This is a genomic window from Escherichia ruysiae (assembly GCF_031323975.1).
Lineage (GTDB): Bacteria > Pseudomonadota > Gammaproteobacteria > Enterobacterales > Enterobacteriaceae > Escherichia > Escherichia ruysiae.
The window spans coordinates 3,118,738-3,133,441 of the sequence record NZ_JAVIWS010000001.1; the positions used below are offsets into that span (position 1 = coordinate 3,118,738).

Consider the following 14,704-nt stretch of genomic DNA (forward strand, 5'->3'; position numbering starts at 1 on the left):
AGCGCCGCCGTGGCGACGCTCGTTACCTCATATCGACTTAACGCACGGGCGACGCATACTGAATACCTCCGTTGTTCCAGAGATTATTTTGCCCACGTTTAATTTTCAGCGGGCTTTCTGAACCTACGTTACGCTCAAAAATTTCCGAGTAGTTACCCACCTGTTTGATGATGTTGTAAGCCCATTTATTATCCAGCTTCAGATCCTTGCCGTAATCGCCCTCTTTACCCAGCAGATGTGCCATATCAGGCGTTGCCGGATTAGCCGCTTTTTCATCGACGTTCTGGGAATTGATGCCCATCTCTTCAGCATTCAGCATGGCGAAAAGCGTCCAGCGCACAATAGAGAACCATTCGTCATCGCCACGGCGGACTACCGGCCCAAGCGGTTCTTTAGAGATAACTTCTGGCAGCACGATCCATTCGGCAGGGTTGCTTAATTTGATTCGCAATGCATACAGTTGTGACTGATCCGAGGCCAGCGTATCGCAGCGACCAGATTCCAGTGCCTTCGCGGATTCGTCAGAGCGATCGAAGGTCACGGGCGTGTACTTCATTTTGTTCGCCTTGAAGTAATCGGCGACGTTGAGCTCGGTGTCTGTACCAGCCTGAATACAGACCGTTGCGCCATCCAGCTCTTTCGCGCTTTTTAGCCCCGCTTTATCGTGCGTCAGGAAACCAATGCCATCGTAATAAGTGACACCAGTAAATGCCATTCCCATACCTGCGTCACGAGATGAAGTCCAGGTTGTATTACGGGAGAGTAAATCCACTTCGCCGGATTGCAATGCAGTGAAACGTTCTTTTGCGGTGAGCGGGGTGTATTTCACTTTTGTGTCGTCGCCAAATACAGCGGCGGCAACGCCACGACAAACATCAACATCAATACCAGAAAACTTGCCATCTGCATCGGCATAAGAGAATCCAGGCAATCCGTCACTGATCCCGCATTGTACAAAACCTTTTTTCTTTACGGCATCGAGTGTCGCGCCAGCCTGTGCCTGATTTGCAACGGCAAGCAGCACGCTGGCGGCAGCCAGTGTGGCTATCATCATCTTTTTCATAATGCTTCCTGTGAGGCGAAAATTATCGTTATAGGACGTTTGGGAAACGCCTTTTACCTGTCTGTGGCCATCCTCTTATAAGCAAAAGTAGTGCCAGCTTTTGCGCACGATTTCGCGTCGCAATAAGCTGAGTGTAGACAGGAAATAATAAAAACAGCGCCCCGCAATGGTGCGAAAATGAAACATGCGCCACATTTTGGCGCAAAATATTTACTCGTATTTTGCTAAGCAGAATAATGATTATTGGCGTGAGTATCGGTGGGGATGATGTGATTAAAAAATAAATTAATGCGTTATTTCGACATTGAGATAATGCTGCGAGATAAAATGCTTAATTAAAATGGGATTAGCCAGCGAAATATAGCGGTGTTTAACGTATTGGTAGATTCTGTATCGTTAAACAGAGCGCGAAAGTCCGCGCTCTGTTCAGTTATTTTGACAGAGCAATGATCCCCATCGTAAGGCCGGCGACAGCCGCTGCTCCGCCAGCAATAGCCCCGGCAGTTTCCCAGTTATCCTGTGTTGTACCTTTCATACAGGTATTGGTGTGAACCAGGCGTCCCTGATCGTCATAAACCGGAACGCAGGGGGAATCGTGAGCACAGCCCGCCAGCAATGCAGTGAGCAATGCCACAGGAATTAATCTTTTCATGGTGTTACCTCAGTAATAACGCTAACGCTTAATAAGTTAACTCTCTTATTAACGAGCTGAGTACCATTTTATCACTGGAGGTTATAAATCTTGCGGAATGAATAATGACAAATTATGTGAATTGTAAAAATAGTGAAGGGAACATGGTCTACGAAAAGTTTTTAAAGAATGAGCAGAAGATTATCTTATTAATTTTTATGGTTTTCACTAAAAATAATAAAGGCGCCCGAAAGCGCCTTTATGTTTCTGATTTACCCTTTAAAGCAACGGCGGATCACGACAAAGAACACCGGTACGAAGAAAATAGCCAGCAATGTTGCAGAGACCATTCCGCCCATTACACCGATACCCACTGCGTTCTGCGCGCCACTGCCGGCACCATTACTGATAGCCAGTGGTAATACGCCGAGAATAAAGGCGAGAGAGGTCATCAGGATAGGACGCAGGCGCATACGTACTGCCATCAGCGTCGCTTCGACAACACCTTTTCCCTCTTTCTCCATCAGATCCTTAGCGAACTCAACAATCAATATGGCGTTTTTGGCCGACAAGCCAATTGTCGTTAACAAACCCACCATAAAGTAAACGTCATTTTTTTGATTAAAGATTGTCGCTGCCAGCAGCACGCCGACAATCCCTAATGGCACGACCAACATAACCGAGACAGGTATTGACCAGCTTTCATAGAGCGCAGCAAGGCACAGGAAAACCACCACGAAGGAGATTGCCACCAAAGCAGGAGCCTGGTTGCCCGATAAGCGTTCCTGGTACGACATACCTGTCCAGTCATAACCAATGCCTGCAGGTAATTTTGACGCAAGGTTTTCCATCAACGCCATGGCATCGCCGGAACTGGTTCCTGGCGCAGCTTCCCCCTGAATCTCCATTGACGGCAGACCGTTGTAGCGTTCCAGTCGTGGAGAACCATACACCCAATGTGAAGTGGTAAAGGAAGAGAATGGCACCATTTCACCATTGGCGCTGCGGACGTAAAGTTTATCGACATCTTCTGGCAGCATACGGAATTTGGCATCCGCCTGAACATAAACCTTTTTCACACGGCCACGGTCGATGAAGTCGTTAACATAAGTCCCGCCCAACGCCGTAGAAATGGTCTGATTGATGTCAGAAAGCGAAACGCCTAATGCCTGCGCCTTTTCCTGGTCAACTTCAAGTTTGAATTGCGCGGTATCTTCCAGGCCATTAGGGCGCACACTGACTAAGCTGCCAGGATGTTGCGCCGCCATGCCAAGCAGCTGGTTACGAGCCTGGGTTAGGGCATCGTGACCCAGCCCTGCCTGATCAATTAACTCAAAGTCAAAACCCGTTGCCGTGCCCAGTTCAACAATAGCAGGCATATTAAACGGAATGACAAAACCGTCGCGGATCTTACCCAATTCCATTTTGGCGCGATGGATAACCGCTTCCGCGCTGTTTTCCTCACCACTACGTTCTTCCCATGGTTTCAGGCTGACGAAGGCCATCCCGGCGTTTTGCGCCTGGCCGCTGAAGCTAAACCCGTTAACCGTAAAGACACTTTCAACGTTTGCTTTTTCATTGTGCAGGTAGTAATCCGTCACCTGATCCAACACTTTTTGCGTCCGCTCTTGCGTCGCGCCAGCGGGTAGCTGAATCATGGTCAGAAAGACACCCTGGTCTTCTTCTGGCAAGAAAGAAGAGGGGAGACGTAAAAACAACACCACCATTCCGGCAACTATTAGCGCATAGATCAGTAAATATCGTCCTGTGGAACCGAGGATTTTGCCGACGCTGTTGGTGTAGTGATTAACGCTATGATCGAAGGTGGTATTAAACCAGCCGAAGAAACCACCCTTATTTTCGTGATGCTCAGCAGAGACGGGTTTGAGCAGCGTTGCACATAACGCCGGGGTGAGAATCAATGCCACCAGAACAGAAAGCGCCATTGCCGAAACGATGGTGATAGAGAACTGGCGATAAATTGCCCCGGTAGAGCCGCCGAAGAATGCCATCGGAATAAATACCGCTGACAGCACCATCGCGATACCCACCAGTGCGCCCTGAATTTGCGACATTGATTTTTCCGTCGCTTCTTTTGGCGGGAGCTTATCCTCCATCATTACGCGCTCGACGTTCTCCACCACCACTATCGCATCATCGACGAGTAGCCCAATGGCAAGCACCATCCCGAACATCGTTAGTGTGTTGATGGAGTAACCAAAAGCGGCGAGGATGGCAAACGTCCCTAACAACACCACGGGCACAGCAATGGTGGGGATCAGCGTTGCTCGCATATTCTGCAAGAACAGATACATCACCAGGAATACCAGCATAATGGCTTCGAACAGCGTTTTTACCACTTCGTGAATAGAAAGCTGGACGAATGGCGTGGTGTCATAAGGGTAGAGAACCTTCATTCCCTGCGGGAAAAATGGCTGTAATTCCGCCAGTTTTGCCTTAATGGCTTTCGCGGTATCGAGAGCGTTCGCACCGGTTGCCAGCTTAATACCCAGACCCGCCGCCGGTTTACCGTTGATGCGAGCGATAACGTTATAGTTTTCACCGCCAAGTTCAACCCGTGCGACATCTTTCAGGCGCACAACCGAACCGTCGCTGTTCACGCGCAGGGTAACTTTGCCGAACTCTTCCGGATTTTTTAATCGCGTCTGAGCAATAATTGAGGCGTTCAACTGTTGCCCTGGTAAAGCAGGTGTTCCGCCCAACTGTCCGGCAGCAATCTGATCGTTCTGCACTTTCAACTGGTTAATTACATCAACCGGTGTCAGCTTATATTTGTTCAGCAGATCGGCGTCCAGCCAGATACGCATCGCATACTGTGCGCCAAAGAGTTGCACGTCACCAACGCCATTCAGGCGGCTAAGCGTATCTTTAACGTTAGAGGCCACATAGTCCGAGATATCGTCCTGTGTGGTGTCTGGGTTATCAGAGACAAAGCCCGCCACCATTAGATAGCTGCTACTGGATTTTTCAACGCTGATCCCCTGCTGTTGAACTTCCTGCGGCAGCAACGGCGTAGCGAGCTGGAGTTTGTTCTGCACCTGCACTTGCGCGATATCTGGATCGGTTCCGGACTGGAAGGTGAGGGTAATTGTCACGCTACCGGCGGAATCGCTGGTCGAGGACATATACATCAGGTTATCGATACCATTCATATTCTGTTCGATAACCTGCGTCACCGTATCCTGTACGGTCTGCGCATCAGCGCCCGGATAGTTTGCCGAAACAGAAACCGCAGGCGGCGCAATGGTTGGGTACTGGGCGACGGGCAATTGTAGGATCGCCAGTGCGCCCGCCATCATCAGAATAATGGCCAGCACCCATGCAAATATCGGTCGTCGAATAAAAAAGTTTGCCATGTCAGATTGCCTTACTTCGATGCAGTATCTGCGGGGGTATCGGTAGTGGCTTTAACCTGCTCTCCCGGGCGCGCTTTTTGCAGGCCGCTGACAATGACTTGATCGCCAGATTTCAGCCCTTCGCTAATCAACCATTTATCGCCAATCGCCTGGCTGGCAACGACAGGACGCGCTTCAACCTGACTTTTATCGTTAACAATCAGCACGGTTGCGTCACCACGCGGTGTGCGGCTAACGCCTTGTTGCGGGATAAGAATGGCATCGGGTTGTACACCTTCATTAATCCGTGCGCGCACAAACATACCCGGCAAAAGCGTATGTTGTGGGTTAGGGAAGACGGCACGTAGGGTTATGGAGCCGGTGCTTTCATCAACGGTCACATCGGAGAATTGCAGTGTGCCTTTCAGGGGATAGGTTTGACCGTTTTCCATGACCAACTCTACGTTGCTGGTGGCGTTTTCCTTATGCAAATTCCCTTGCACTACGGACTGCTTCAGCCTCATAAAATCGTTGCTGGATTGGGTAACATCGACGTAGATAGGATCGAGCTGCTGGACAGTTGCCAGTTCGGTCGTTTGCCCGTTAGTGACGAGCGCACCTTCGGTCACAGTAGATTTGCCGATACGTCCGCTAATTGGCGCAGTCACTTTGGTATAAGCGAGATTGATTCGGGCGCTTTCGACGGTGGCTTTTGCCGCAATCACGGCGGCATCGGCCTGGCGAGCATCAGCAATGGCTTGATCGTACTCCTGCTGACTAATGTATTTCGTTCCCACGAGTGGAACGTAACGTTTTACCGTCAAATGCGCGATGGCGGCGGCGGCTTCACTTTTCGCCAGTTCGCCCTTCGCGCTGTCATAACTTGCCTGATAGGTCGCTGGATCGATCTGGTACAGGGACTGTCCTGCCAGCACATCGCTACCTTCAGTGAAATTACGATTCAGTACGATCCCACTAACCTGTGGGCGAACTTCAGCGATACGGAAAGCGTTGGTGCGGCCTGGTAATTCAGTCTTAACTTCTAGCGGGGCCGTTTTCACAACATGAACGGTAACCTGCGGTTCACCGACGTGAGCTTTCTCTTCTCCCTTATCGTTACAACCCGCGATTAAAGCAGCGGAGATCAGAATAGAGGAGGGCAGGAGGAAAAACCTGGCATGTTTCGTCATTACTATTCCTCAAAAAACCAAAAGCGCGTTATTTACCCGAAAAGGCAACGCGTTAACTCGCAGAAAGAAAAAATACAGTTCGCTATCCTACAAATTATCATTCGTCGATGTAAGGAATAGTTATGAATACTGGCATCTAAGGCACATAAACACAAAAAAAGATTAATATTCTAATGTTTTGTTTTGCCGTTAATTGAAATGAGATGAATTACTTTCACTTAAAATGAAATATGCATTCATCAAATGAATGCATATTGGCTAAATGATAGGTTTGAATTATTTGACGATTTATAGCAACTCAATATTAGCCTCTCGTATAAATATGCGTTAGGTGATAGATTACCCTTCGCTATTTTCTCACCCTGTGTCGAATATATTTATTTTCTGAATAATTAATCATGGCAAAAAGAACCAAAGCCGAAGCCCTGAAGACCCGGCAAGAACTGATTGAAACTGCCATCGCCCAGTTTGCGCAGCATGGTGTAAGCAAGACGACACTCAACGACATTGCCGACGCCGCTAACGTCACACGTGGCGCTATCTACTGGCACTTCGAAAACAAGACCCAACTGTTTAATGAGATGTGGTTGCAACAGCCTTCATTGCGGGAGTTAATCCAGGAACACTTGACGGCTGGATTAGAGCATGACCCGTTTCAACAATTGCGTGAAAAATTGATTGTCGGCTTGCAATATATTGCCAAAATTCCCCGTCAACAGGCATTACTACAAATCTTATATCACAAATGTGAATTTAATGATGAGATGCTGGAAGAGGCAGTAATACGCGAGAAGATGGGCTTTAATCCGCAGACTCTGCGCGAAGTATTGCAATCATGTCAGCAACAAGGGTATGTAGCTAAAAGCCTCGACTTAGACGTCGTAATGATTATTATTGATGGTGCCTTCAGCGGTATTGTTCAAAACTGGTTAATGAATATAGCGGGTTACGATCTTTATAAACAAGCACCCGCATTAGTCGATAATGTATTAAGAATGTTTATGCCAGATGAAAACACAACGAAATTAATTCATAAAACAAATGAATTAGGTATCGTATAAAGTTACATTCTATTGTGAAAATCCAGTTCGTCACAGTTAACCAGTTTTAGCGGATTAACCGAGTTCATATTGCGACATTTGTCTGTTTCTGTTGCCAGTAGTTCAATCCACTGCATCAGTAAGGTATCAAACAGAAAAACGGAGACAGCGAAAACGACGAGCCACCAATACTTGCGAATCATTACCTGAGCCTGTGCATGTTTAACCAAGTCTGGCAGGAAATATACACGAAATGAATAATCTGAAAACCAGGCTTACACTTCCTTTACTTTGCAATGAGATCGGGGTCAACTTCGCTGATCCGGCTTCGTTTTGACAGGTTGCCGGTCTTTCTTTTTTTCACTTTCGCCAGATCTTCCACGGAGTAATGTGACACGACATCCAGCCGTCGAAGTCCCATCTTGATGTACTCGCTGTTAATCTCAATACCAATGAATTTTCGCCCGCTGGCGACGGCTACGGCGCCGGTAGTAAAGCTACCGGCAAACGGATCGAGAACGACATCGCCAGGGTTGGAAGAAGCGAGAATTATGCGCTTCAGTAATGCTTCCGGTTTTTGCGTCGGATGGTTTTCATATTCATCCATCAAATAACGCACGCGCGGAAAATCCCAGACATTACCCGGTACTTTTTGGTGATTGTAAGGCTGTGGAGGATTTTTGCGATAATCGATCAACGCGCGTTGCGCACCGGTTTTAGCTTCAACCAGAATAGCATCACCGTTGAACGTGTAGTTCTTTGCATCTTTCACCATCATCAGGATGGGTTCGTACATGGAGCCATAGTGTTTCTTCGCCTGCACCCCAGAACTGTCATATGACCAGACGATGCGACTTTTGATGGTAAAGAACTTGCGGCACTGGATATCGATAAAGGGCATGTTTTCCGTGCTGTTCATGATGTACATGCTGCCCTGTTTTTTCAGAACGCGGTGGCACTCTGCAATCACTTCAAACAGCCAGTCGATAAACAGATCTTCTTTCCAGGCTTCGATCAGACCATCAAAATTTTTACCGATGTTATAAGGTGGGTCGGCAAAGATCAGATCGATGCTTTCGGTGGGTAGTTTTTTAAGCTCGGCAAGCGCATCACCGTGAATAATGGTCTTAGCTTCATTACCAAACCGGGTCGGTTCACATCCTGTTCTCATGGTCACTCCCTTTGTGACACCTATAAAAAAGGCGCTTCCCCATGCCGAGTAGCGCCTTTTTAATCAAGCATTTAGCTAACCTGAATTAGTTCATGCCGTACTTTTTCAATTTTTTACGCAGCGTACCACGGTTGATGCCCATCATCAGCGCAGCACGGGTCTGGTTACCACGGGTGTATTGCATCACCATGTCCAACAGGGGCTGTTCTACTTCAGCCAGTACCAGCTCATAGAGGTCATTCACATCCTGACCATTCAGTTGAGCAAAATAGTTCTTCAGTGCCTGTTTAACCGAGTCACGCAGGGGTTTTTGGGTTACCTGATCCTGAGAGTTAACGGTAGAAACGGTCAGTACGTCAGAATTTACGCGTTGTTCGAACATAGTTCTGTCAGCTCTTTATTTCTGTTTACGCAAAATTTTCGAAGTATGCCTCCAACGCCTCCAGCTGTTCGCTGGCATCCTCAATGGCGTTGAATGTGCGCCGAAACTGGTCATTTGGAGCGTGTTCCTGGAGATACCAGGAAACGTGTTTACGTGCAATTCGGTATCCTTTTGCCGGACCATAAAAGTCATGCAGTTCCCGAACGTGCGCGCAAAGCAAGCGCTTAACCTCTGCCAAAGGCAGCGGGGGCAGCAACTCCCCAGTGTCCAGATAATGCTGGATTTCCCGAAAGATCCAGGGTCTTCCCTGAGCTGCACGGCCTATCATCAGAGCATCCGCCCCTGTATAGTCGAGCACAGCTCTGGCTTTAAGCGGGTCAGTAATGTCGCCATTCGCGATAACCGGAATGGAAACTTTCTGCTTAACTGCCCGAATACTGTCGTACTCAGCTTCTCCATTGAACAAACAGGCGCGTGTACGGCCATGAATGGTCAGAGCCTGAATGCCACAGTCTTCAGCCAGTTGGGCAATCTCTTCACAGTTACGGTGTTCCGGCGCCCAGCCGGTGCGAATCTTCAGGGTAACAGGAACGTCCACTGCATTGACGACCTCGGTAAGGATCGATTTAACGACATCCGGGTACTGCAAGAGGGCTGAACCTGCGAGCTTGCGATTCACTTTTTTAGCCGGGCAACCCATATTGATATCAATAATCTGGGCACCGCTTTCCACGTTAATACGTGCTGCATCTGCCATTTCTTTCGGATCGCTACCGGCAATTTGCACGGTACGAATACCGGGTTCATCAATGTGCACCATCCGTAAACGAGATTTGTCGCTTTCCCAAACCTGAGGGTTAGAAGACATCATCTCGGATACTGTCAATCCGGCTCCCATCTCGTAGCACAACGTCCGAAAAGGTCTGTCTGTAATGCCAGCCATGGGCGCTGCGATCAGGCGATTTCTGAGCTGATATTGTCCGATGCGCATGAGTTAAGAAATGACCATACTGTGACTGCAAGGCGGCGTATATTACGCATTTTTTGCACGAGATGAAAGGCCAAACTTTGACCAATCCTCTGAGATGGATCAAAGAATTGCATTTAAAATGAGCGTGGCGCGATAATTACTCATAAAAATCATCATATTAGAAAATAGTGACTAAAATTTACACTCCAAGAAATTTGAGTAAGTTCTCAATTTTTCTTTATGAATGAAAATTTTGGCACGCAAAATTGCGTAAATAATCAGCAAATTTACGTGCCTTTTGTGACCTTGCTCGCACTTTGCTCTGCATCACCATGCGGTGATGCGAAGGTTAATTCTTACGACCGGTAATGCGACACCACTCTTCTTTTTCCACAACCGGGTCGAGCGTGAAGTTAGCTGCATAAGCCTCACAAACGCTCTCTGCCTGGCTTGCCAGAATACCGGAAAGGCCCAGCAAACCGCCTGAAACCGGCAGGACGCTGATTAACGGTGCCAGTTCACGTAATGGGCCTGCCAGGATATTAGCGACCACCACGTCGGCTTTCATTTCTTCTGGCTGATCTTTCGGGAGATAGAGTTCCAGACGGTCAGAAACGCCATTACGTTCGGCGTTGTCGCGGCTGGCCTGAATCGCCTGCGGATCGATATCAATACCAATGGCTTTTGCTGCACCCAGCTTCAGCGCCGCGATAGCCAGAATGCCGGAACCACAACCAAAGTCGATGACTGTTTTACCGGTTAAATCGAGGCTGTCGAGCCATTGCAGGCACAGAGAGGTGGTTGGATGAGTCCCTGTACCAAACGCCAGCCCTGGGTCTAACATCACGTTAACCGCATTTTCGTCCGGCACATCACGCCAGCTTGGGCAGATCCACAGTCGTTCACCAAAGCGCATCGGGTGGAAATTATCCATCCATTCGCGCTCCCAGTCTTTATCTTCCAGTTGTTCGATTTTATGCGCGAAGCCCGCGCCGAGCAGCGGATGGTTTTCCAGAATCGCCACCACGTCATTCATGTCGGTTTCAGCGTCGAACAGACCTATCACATCGGTATCGCCCCACAGGCGAGTTTCGCCAGGCAGAGGCTCAAACACCGGCGTATCGTGGGTGTCCTGAAAAGTGATAGAAACGGCACCTGCTTCCATCAGCGCATCGCTAAGATCTTCTGCGTTCGCGCCGGTGGTGTTCAGTTTCAGTTGGATCCAAGGCATGGCAAAACTCTTTATTTATCAGTAGTCAAAACGGTAGCTTGCGGGACGGATGTACCGAAACGGTTTCCGACCAGGAAAGCCAGCAAACTTAGCAGTAACGAGGGCACGATAGGGTGGAAGCCCAGGTACTGAATATTCAGCGTCGCAAGTACGGCATACAGCACGCCGCCGACGATCATCGCACTTAGCGCGCCTTTGGCGTTGGCGCGTTCCCAATAAAGACCTAGCACCAGCGGCCACAGGAAAACGGCTTCCAGTCCACCGAAGGCCAGCAAATTCAGCCAGATGATCATTTCTGGCGGCTTCCAGGCGGCAAGCAGCAGCAACGCGCCGAGAACTAACGTAATTACTGCCGACATCCGCTTCAGACGCGTCTCATTTTGCATTTGATCCGGACGGATATTCAGATAGAGATCTTTAATGATCGTAGCGGAACTTTGCAGCAATTGGGCGTTGATTGTTGACATGATCGCAGCCATTGGTGCAGCAAGGAAGATCCCGGCAGCAAACGGTGGCAGCACTTTTACCATCAGCGTCGGGATCACCAGATCCGGCACGGTGAGATCGGGGATCACTGCACGACCTAACGCTCCGGCAAGGTGCATTCCAAACATCAGGATCGCCACTACAACCGTACCAATGATGATCCCACGATGTACTGCTTTACTGTCTTTATAAGAGATGCAGCGTACCGCAGTATGTGGCAGACCAATCACGCCAAAGCACACCAGCACCCAGAACGACGTCATAAAGGCAGGTGACAGAATATCGTCAGCACCTTGTGGCGTAACCAGTTGTGGATCGATGGTTTGCAGCGTCTCTACTGCGTTGCTTAAGCCGCCAGCAGCATGAACCACGCCGACCAGCAGCACAATGGTGCCAATCAGCATCACCAGTCCTTGCATGGTGTCGTTCAGCACGCTGGCGCGAAAGCCGCCAAAGGCGGTATACAACGCAATACTAATACCGAAAATCAGCAGCCCGGTTTCATAAGGAATACCCGCAGCGGTTTCCAGCAGGCGCGCACCGCCGATAAACTGCACGGTCATTGCACCAACGAACGCAACCAGCAAACTCAAACTCGCCAGCCACACCAGAAGACGGCTCTGGTAGCGGGCAAACAGCATATCGTTCAGCGTCACCGCATTGTAGCGGCGCGCGAGAATCGCGAACTTTTTGCCAAGAATACCGAGTGAAAGCCATACCGCAGGCAACTGGATCATCGCCAGCAACACCCAGCCCAGCCCGTATTTATAAGCAGCACCTGGCCCGCCGATAAACGAACTGGCACTGATATAGGTTGCGGTGAGCGTCATCGCCAGCACAATACCGCCCATAGAACGGCTGCCGAGGAAATACTCATTAAGGAACGTGCCCGCGCTCCGTTTACGCATCGCGTAGACAGAGATCCCGAATACCACCACCAGATAGGCGACCAGCGGTAGAATTACTTCAAGCTGCATCGTCATCCTCCAGCGGGATATCGCGATAGATAAATTTTACCATTGCCCAGCACAGTCCAATAAACAGCAGCGGCGTCAGGATGCAGGCCATCTCAAACCAGCGCGGAAAGCCGGTAAAACCGGGGGCAACGCCAGGTAAGTAAGCGGCTACTAACCATACCGCCAGATACAAAAGGGTCAGCCCCAGCGCCCAGCGCGCCTCTTTATGGGCCTGAACAAAACGAGTGTCCACGGAAGGGGTCCTCCTCATGGGGGGATACGAGAAACGGGCAATTCTACGGCAAGTCTTCAGGCAGGGAAAACAATCTGACAGAAAATTGCCGTTCAGTGCCGTTGCAAAAAGTCTTCAATGTCAGCCAGTGAGGATATCCCTTCCATCGGGCCTTGCTGCATTACGGCGAGTGCGCCGCTGGCGTTAGCATATTGTAACGCCTTGTGTGCCGGGAAACCCGACAAGAAAAGAGTGACAAAAGTAGCGCCAAAGCAGTCGCCAGCACCGGTTGGATCGATGATTTCGCTATCGTGGCCTGCAATATGCTGGGCGTGTAATGTCCCGTTTTTTAGTTGGTAATAGCTGGCTCCACGCTGGGCGCGTTTTATCGCCACATGTTTTACGCCGCCGTGGAGAAGATCGCTAATAATCTGTTCTTCTGACAGATTTTTGTGACGGGCGAAGAAAGGGAGTTCGCTTTCGCTTGGGATAAAGATATCTGTATATTCAATTAAATAATCGAGAGCCTGCGCCATTTCGGGAATACTCAGCATCTCTTTGCGAATATTGGGGTCGAAAGAGACGGTGCCGCCAGCAGATTTGATCGTTGTTATCGCTTTGCGCATGACATCGATCATACGAAATGAGAACAGTGATGAGCCCACAATGTGCAGATGATTACACTGTCTTAGCAAATCCTTATCAATGTGCCCGGCAGTAAACAAACCGCAGGCACTATTAGGAATATTAAAGACGAAATCCCGTTTCAGCGGATTTTGATAACTGACAAACGCTGTGCCTGTTACAGCATTGTTCATTATGTGGATACCATCGGTAATGACACCTTCATGACGCAGGCGTTCAATAATGAGACGGCCAAAATCATCGTTACCAACGCAACCGAAGAAAATAGCCCGCCGGGACAATTTTGCCACCTGTGCAGCAAAGATTGCTGGTGCGCCGCTGGGAAATGGCCCGATAAACTCCCCTGGCTGAGTGAATTTTTGTTGTGGGTTGCGGGACAAAAACTCGGCCAGCAATTCTCCCATAGCGCAGATGGTTATTGTCACAAAACCCCTCTCATTCCTGAAGCCTTTCGCGATTGGACCAGGTAAAGCAGTCATTGCTGGTATAAAGAATAACGAAATCAGCAGACTGCAATTGCTGCTGATATCGTTCGTTCATGCTGCGACTGACAATCACATTTTCTGCCTGATGAAGATGTCCGATAGCAGCCGTCGATGAATCGGTATTGGCAGTGACGATTACTGTCTTATTCTGGGCATTGTCAAAACAGAGTTGCCAGGCGGCGGCAACTCTGGGGGTATTGATATTCAGAGTACCATCTGCATCCAGATGACTGATTTCCAGAATGCTATGGGTAATGGTGAAATGCTGAAGCGCCTGTTCGAGCGGTTTTCCCGCCAGTGCGGTGTCAGGGCGCAGCATTTCACTGCCAGCCAGAATTATTTCGCCATCAATAAACTGATTTGCCAGCAGCGCATGTTCGGGATCGTTAGTGATCAGACGCAGTTTTTTTACTTCGCTGAGTAATGGAATGATCTTGCGGCAGATTGTTCCATGTCCAAGAAATAGCGTGTCACGATCGCTGATAAGGCGGGCACAATGCCGCGCAATTTCCATTTGTTGGGTCAGAGACAATATCGTAATGGGTGGTGCCGATTCAGGTTCAGGGGCGAGTGGTGTCGCAATGGCACCACCAAAAGAACGCTTTAAATACCCCTGTTGCTCCAGATAACTGAGATCGCCACGGATTGTCACGCCAGAGACGCCAAGTTGAGCAGATAAGTCATCAACTTTGATTTCACCCTGGGTAGCAACAATTTCTGCAATTTTTAATCTTCGTTTCAGTAGGTTAGATGATTTTCTCGGCACGTTAACACTCATCATTGGCCTTTAATGCGTAACACTATAGCCCCTTGTATTTTTCTTTGAAAGTTACCCTTCAACGTTATCTACATTTTGAAAACAAAAT

At 48.9% G+C, this 14,704-nt stretch carries 14 protein-coding genes; 1 reads left to right on the forward strand and 13 read right to left on the reverse strand.

Annotation, left to right across the window (positions count from 1 at the left end; genetic code table 11):
- Positions 1-37: 37 nt before the first annotated feature.
- The 4 genes from RGV86_RS15120 to acrE form a co-directional block, all read right to left on the reverse strand.
- Positions 38-1,063, reverse strand: coding sequence for an amino acid ABC transporter substrate-binding protein (locus RGV86_RS15120; RefSeq protein ID WP_000738598.1), 1,026 nt, complete (start codon positions 1,061-1,063; stop codon positions 38-40).
- Positions 1,064-1,493: 430 nt separating this feature from the next.
- The gene (locus tag RGV86_RS15125; protein WP_000825639.1) at positions 1,494-1,715 is read right to left on the reverse strand and encodes a putative periplasmic lipoprotein; all 222 of its coding nucleotides are present in this window, start codon (positions 1,713-1,715) and stop codon (positions 1,494-1,496) included.
- Between the two features lie 251 nt (positions 1,716-1,966).
- Positions 1,967-5,071: a multidrug efflux RND transporter permease subunit AcrF gene (acrF, locus tag RGV86_RS15130; protein ID WP_032226586.1), complete on the reverse strand. Its 3,105-nt coding sequence runs from the start codon at positions 5,069-5,071 to the stop codon at positions 1,967-1,969.
- Between the two features lie 11 nt (positions 5,072-5,082).
- A complete protein-coding gene (gene acrE / locus RGV86_RS15135) occupies positions 5,083-6,240 on the reverse strand; it encodes a multidrug efflux RND transporter periplasmic adaptor subunit AcrE (RefSeq protein ID WP_000160374.1) in 1,158 nt (385 codons plus the stop codon).
- 398 nt (positions 6,241-6,638) lie between these two features.
- On the opposite strand from acrE, the gene acrS reads away from it, so the two are divergent.
- Positions 6,639-7,301, forward strand: a complete 663-nt coding sequence (gene acrS, locus RGV86_RS15140; protein ID WP_085460258.1) for a multidrug efflux transporter transcriptional repressor AcrS — start codon at positions 6,639-6,641, stop codon at positions 7,299-7,301.
- 2 nt (positions 7,302-7,303) lie between these two features.
- Here the strand turns inward: acrS and RGV86_RS15145 are convergent, their stop codons facing one another.
- The 9 genes from RGV86_RS15145 to RGV86_RS15185 form a co-directional block, all read right to left on the reverse strand.
- Complete coding sequence (locus RGV86_RS15145; protein ID WP_010345321.1) at positions 7,304-7,483, reverse strand: DUF2556 family protein; 180 nt, start codon at positions 7,481-7,483, stop codon at positions 7,304-7,306.
- Between the two features lie 83 nt (positions 7,484-7,566).
- Positions 7,567-8,451 carry an adenine-specific DNA-methyltransferase gene (gene yhdJ / locus RGV86_RS15150; protein ID WP_001258912.1) on the reverse strand — a complete coding sequence of 295 codons (885 nt, stop codon included), beginning with the start codon at positions 8,449-8,451 and terminating at the stop codon, positions 7,567-7,569.
- An 85-nt stretch (positions 8,452-8,536) separates the two neighbouring features.
- The gene (gene fis / locus RGV86_RS15155) at positions 8,537-8,833 is read right to left on the reverse strand and encodes a DNA-binding transcriptional regulator Fis (RefSeq protein WP_000462905.1); all 297 of its coding nucleotides are present in this window, start codon (positions 8,831-8,833) and stop codon (positions 8,537-8,539) included.
- Positions 8,834-8,858: 25 nt separating this feature from the next.
- Positions 8,859-9,824 (reverse strand): tRNA dihydrouridine synthase DusB, encoded by a 966-nt coding sequence (dusB, locus tag RGV86_RS15160; RefSeq protein ID WP_001219652.1) that lies wholly within the window; start codon positions 9,822-9,824, stop codon positions 8,859-8,861.
- Positions 9,825-10,152: 328 nt separating this feature from the next.
- Positions 10,153-11,034, reverse strand: coding sequence for a 50S ribosomal protein L11 methyltransferase (prmA, locus tag RGV86_RS15165; protein ID WP_001145823.1), 882 nt, complete (start codon positions 11,032-11,034; stop codon positions 10,153-10,155).
- An 11-nt stretch (positions 11,035-11,045) separates the two neighbouring features.
- Positions 11,046-12,497: a sodium/pantothenate symporter gene (gene panF / locus RGV86_RS15170; protein WP_001175701.1), complete on the reverse strand. Its 1,452-nt coding sequence runs from the start codon at positions 12,495-12,497 to the stop codon at positions 11,046-11,048.
- Positions 12,487-12,729, reverse strand: a complete 243-nt coding sequence (locus RGV86_RS15175; RefSeq protein ID WP_000381170.1) for a YhdT family protein — start codon at positions 12,727-12,729, stop codon at positions 12,487-12,489. The genes panF and RGV86_RS15175 overlap by 11 nt, the downstream gene beginning before the upstream one ends.
- A 92-nt stretch (positions 12,730-12,821) precedes the next feature.
- Positions 12,822-13,757 (reverse strand): sugar kinase, encoded by a 936-nt coding sequence (locus tag RGV86_RS15180; RefSeq protein ID WP_085460259.1) that lies wholly within the window; start codon positions 13,755-13,757, stop codon positions 12,822-12,824.
- A 31-nt stretch (positions 13,758-13,788) separates the two neighbouring features.
- Positions 13,789-14,619 (reverse strand): DeoR/GlpR family DNA-binding transcription regulator, encoded by an 831-nt coding sequence (locus tag RGV86_RS15185; protein ID WP_000987962.1) that lies wholly within the window; start codon positions 14,617-14,619, stop codon positions 13,789-13,791.
- Positions 14,620-14,704: the final 85 nt, after the last annotated feature.

Bases quoted from the DNA above. Each gene is read 5' to 3' on its own strand.
- RGV86_RS15125 (WP_000825639.1), bottom strand. From the start codon at position 1,715: ATGAAAAGATTAATTCCTGTGGCATTGCTCACTGCATTGCTGGCGGGC.
- panF (WP_001175701.1), bottom strand. From the start codon at position 12,497: ATGCAGCTTGAAGTAATTCTACCGCTGGTCGCCTATCTGGTGGTGGTA.
- yhdJ (WP_001258912.1), bottom strand. From the start codon at position 8,451: ATGAGAACAGGATGTGAACCGACCCGGTTTGGTAATGAAGCTAAGACC.
- prmA (WP_001145823.1), bottom strand. From the start codon at position 11,034: ATGCCTTGGATCCAACTGAAACTGAACACCACCGGCGCGAACGCAGAA.
- RGV86_RS15180 (WP_085460259.1), bottom strand. From the start codon at position 13,757: ATGGGAGAATTGCTGGCCGAGTTTTTGTCCCGCAACCCACAACAAAAA.
- RGV86_RS15120 (WP_000738598.1), bottom strand. From the start codon at position 1,063: ATGAAAAAGATGATGATAGCCACACTGGCTGCCGCCAGCGTGCTGCTT.
- acrS (WP_085460258.1), top strand. From the start codon at position 6,639: ATGGCAAAAAGAACCAAAGCCGAAGCCCTGAAGACCCGGCAAGAACTG.
- RGV86_RS15145 (WP_010345321.1), bottom strand. From the start codon at position 7,483: ATGATTCGCAAGTATTGGTGGCTCGTCGTTTTCGCTGTCTCCGTTTTT.
- acrF (WP_032226586.1), bottom strand. From the start codon at position 5,071: ATGGCAAACTTTTTTATTCGACGACCGATATTTGCATGGGTGCTGGCC.
- dusB (WP_001219652.1), bottom strand. From the start codon at position 9,824: ATGCGCATCGGACAATATCAGCTCAGAAATCGCCTGATCGCAGCGCCC.
- acrE (WP_000160374.1), bottom strand. From the start codon at position 6,240: ATGACGAAACATGCCAGGTTTTTCCTCCTGCCCTCCTCTATTCTGATC.
- fis (WP_000462905.1), bottom strand. From the start codon at position 8,833: ATGTTCGAACAACGCGTAAATTCTGACGTACTGACCGTTTCTACCGTT.
- RGV86_RS15185 (WP_000987962.1), bottom strand. From the start codon at position 14,619: ATGATGAGTGTTAACGTGCCGAGAAAATCATCTAACCTACTGAAACGA.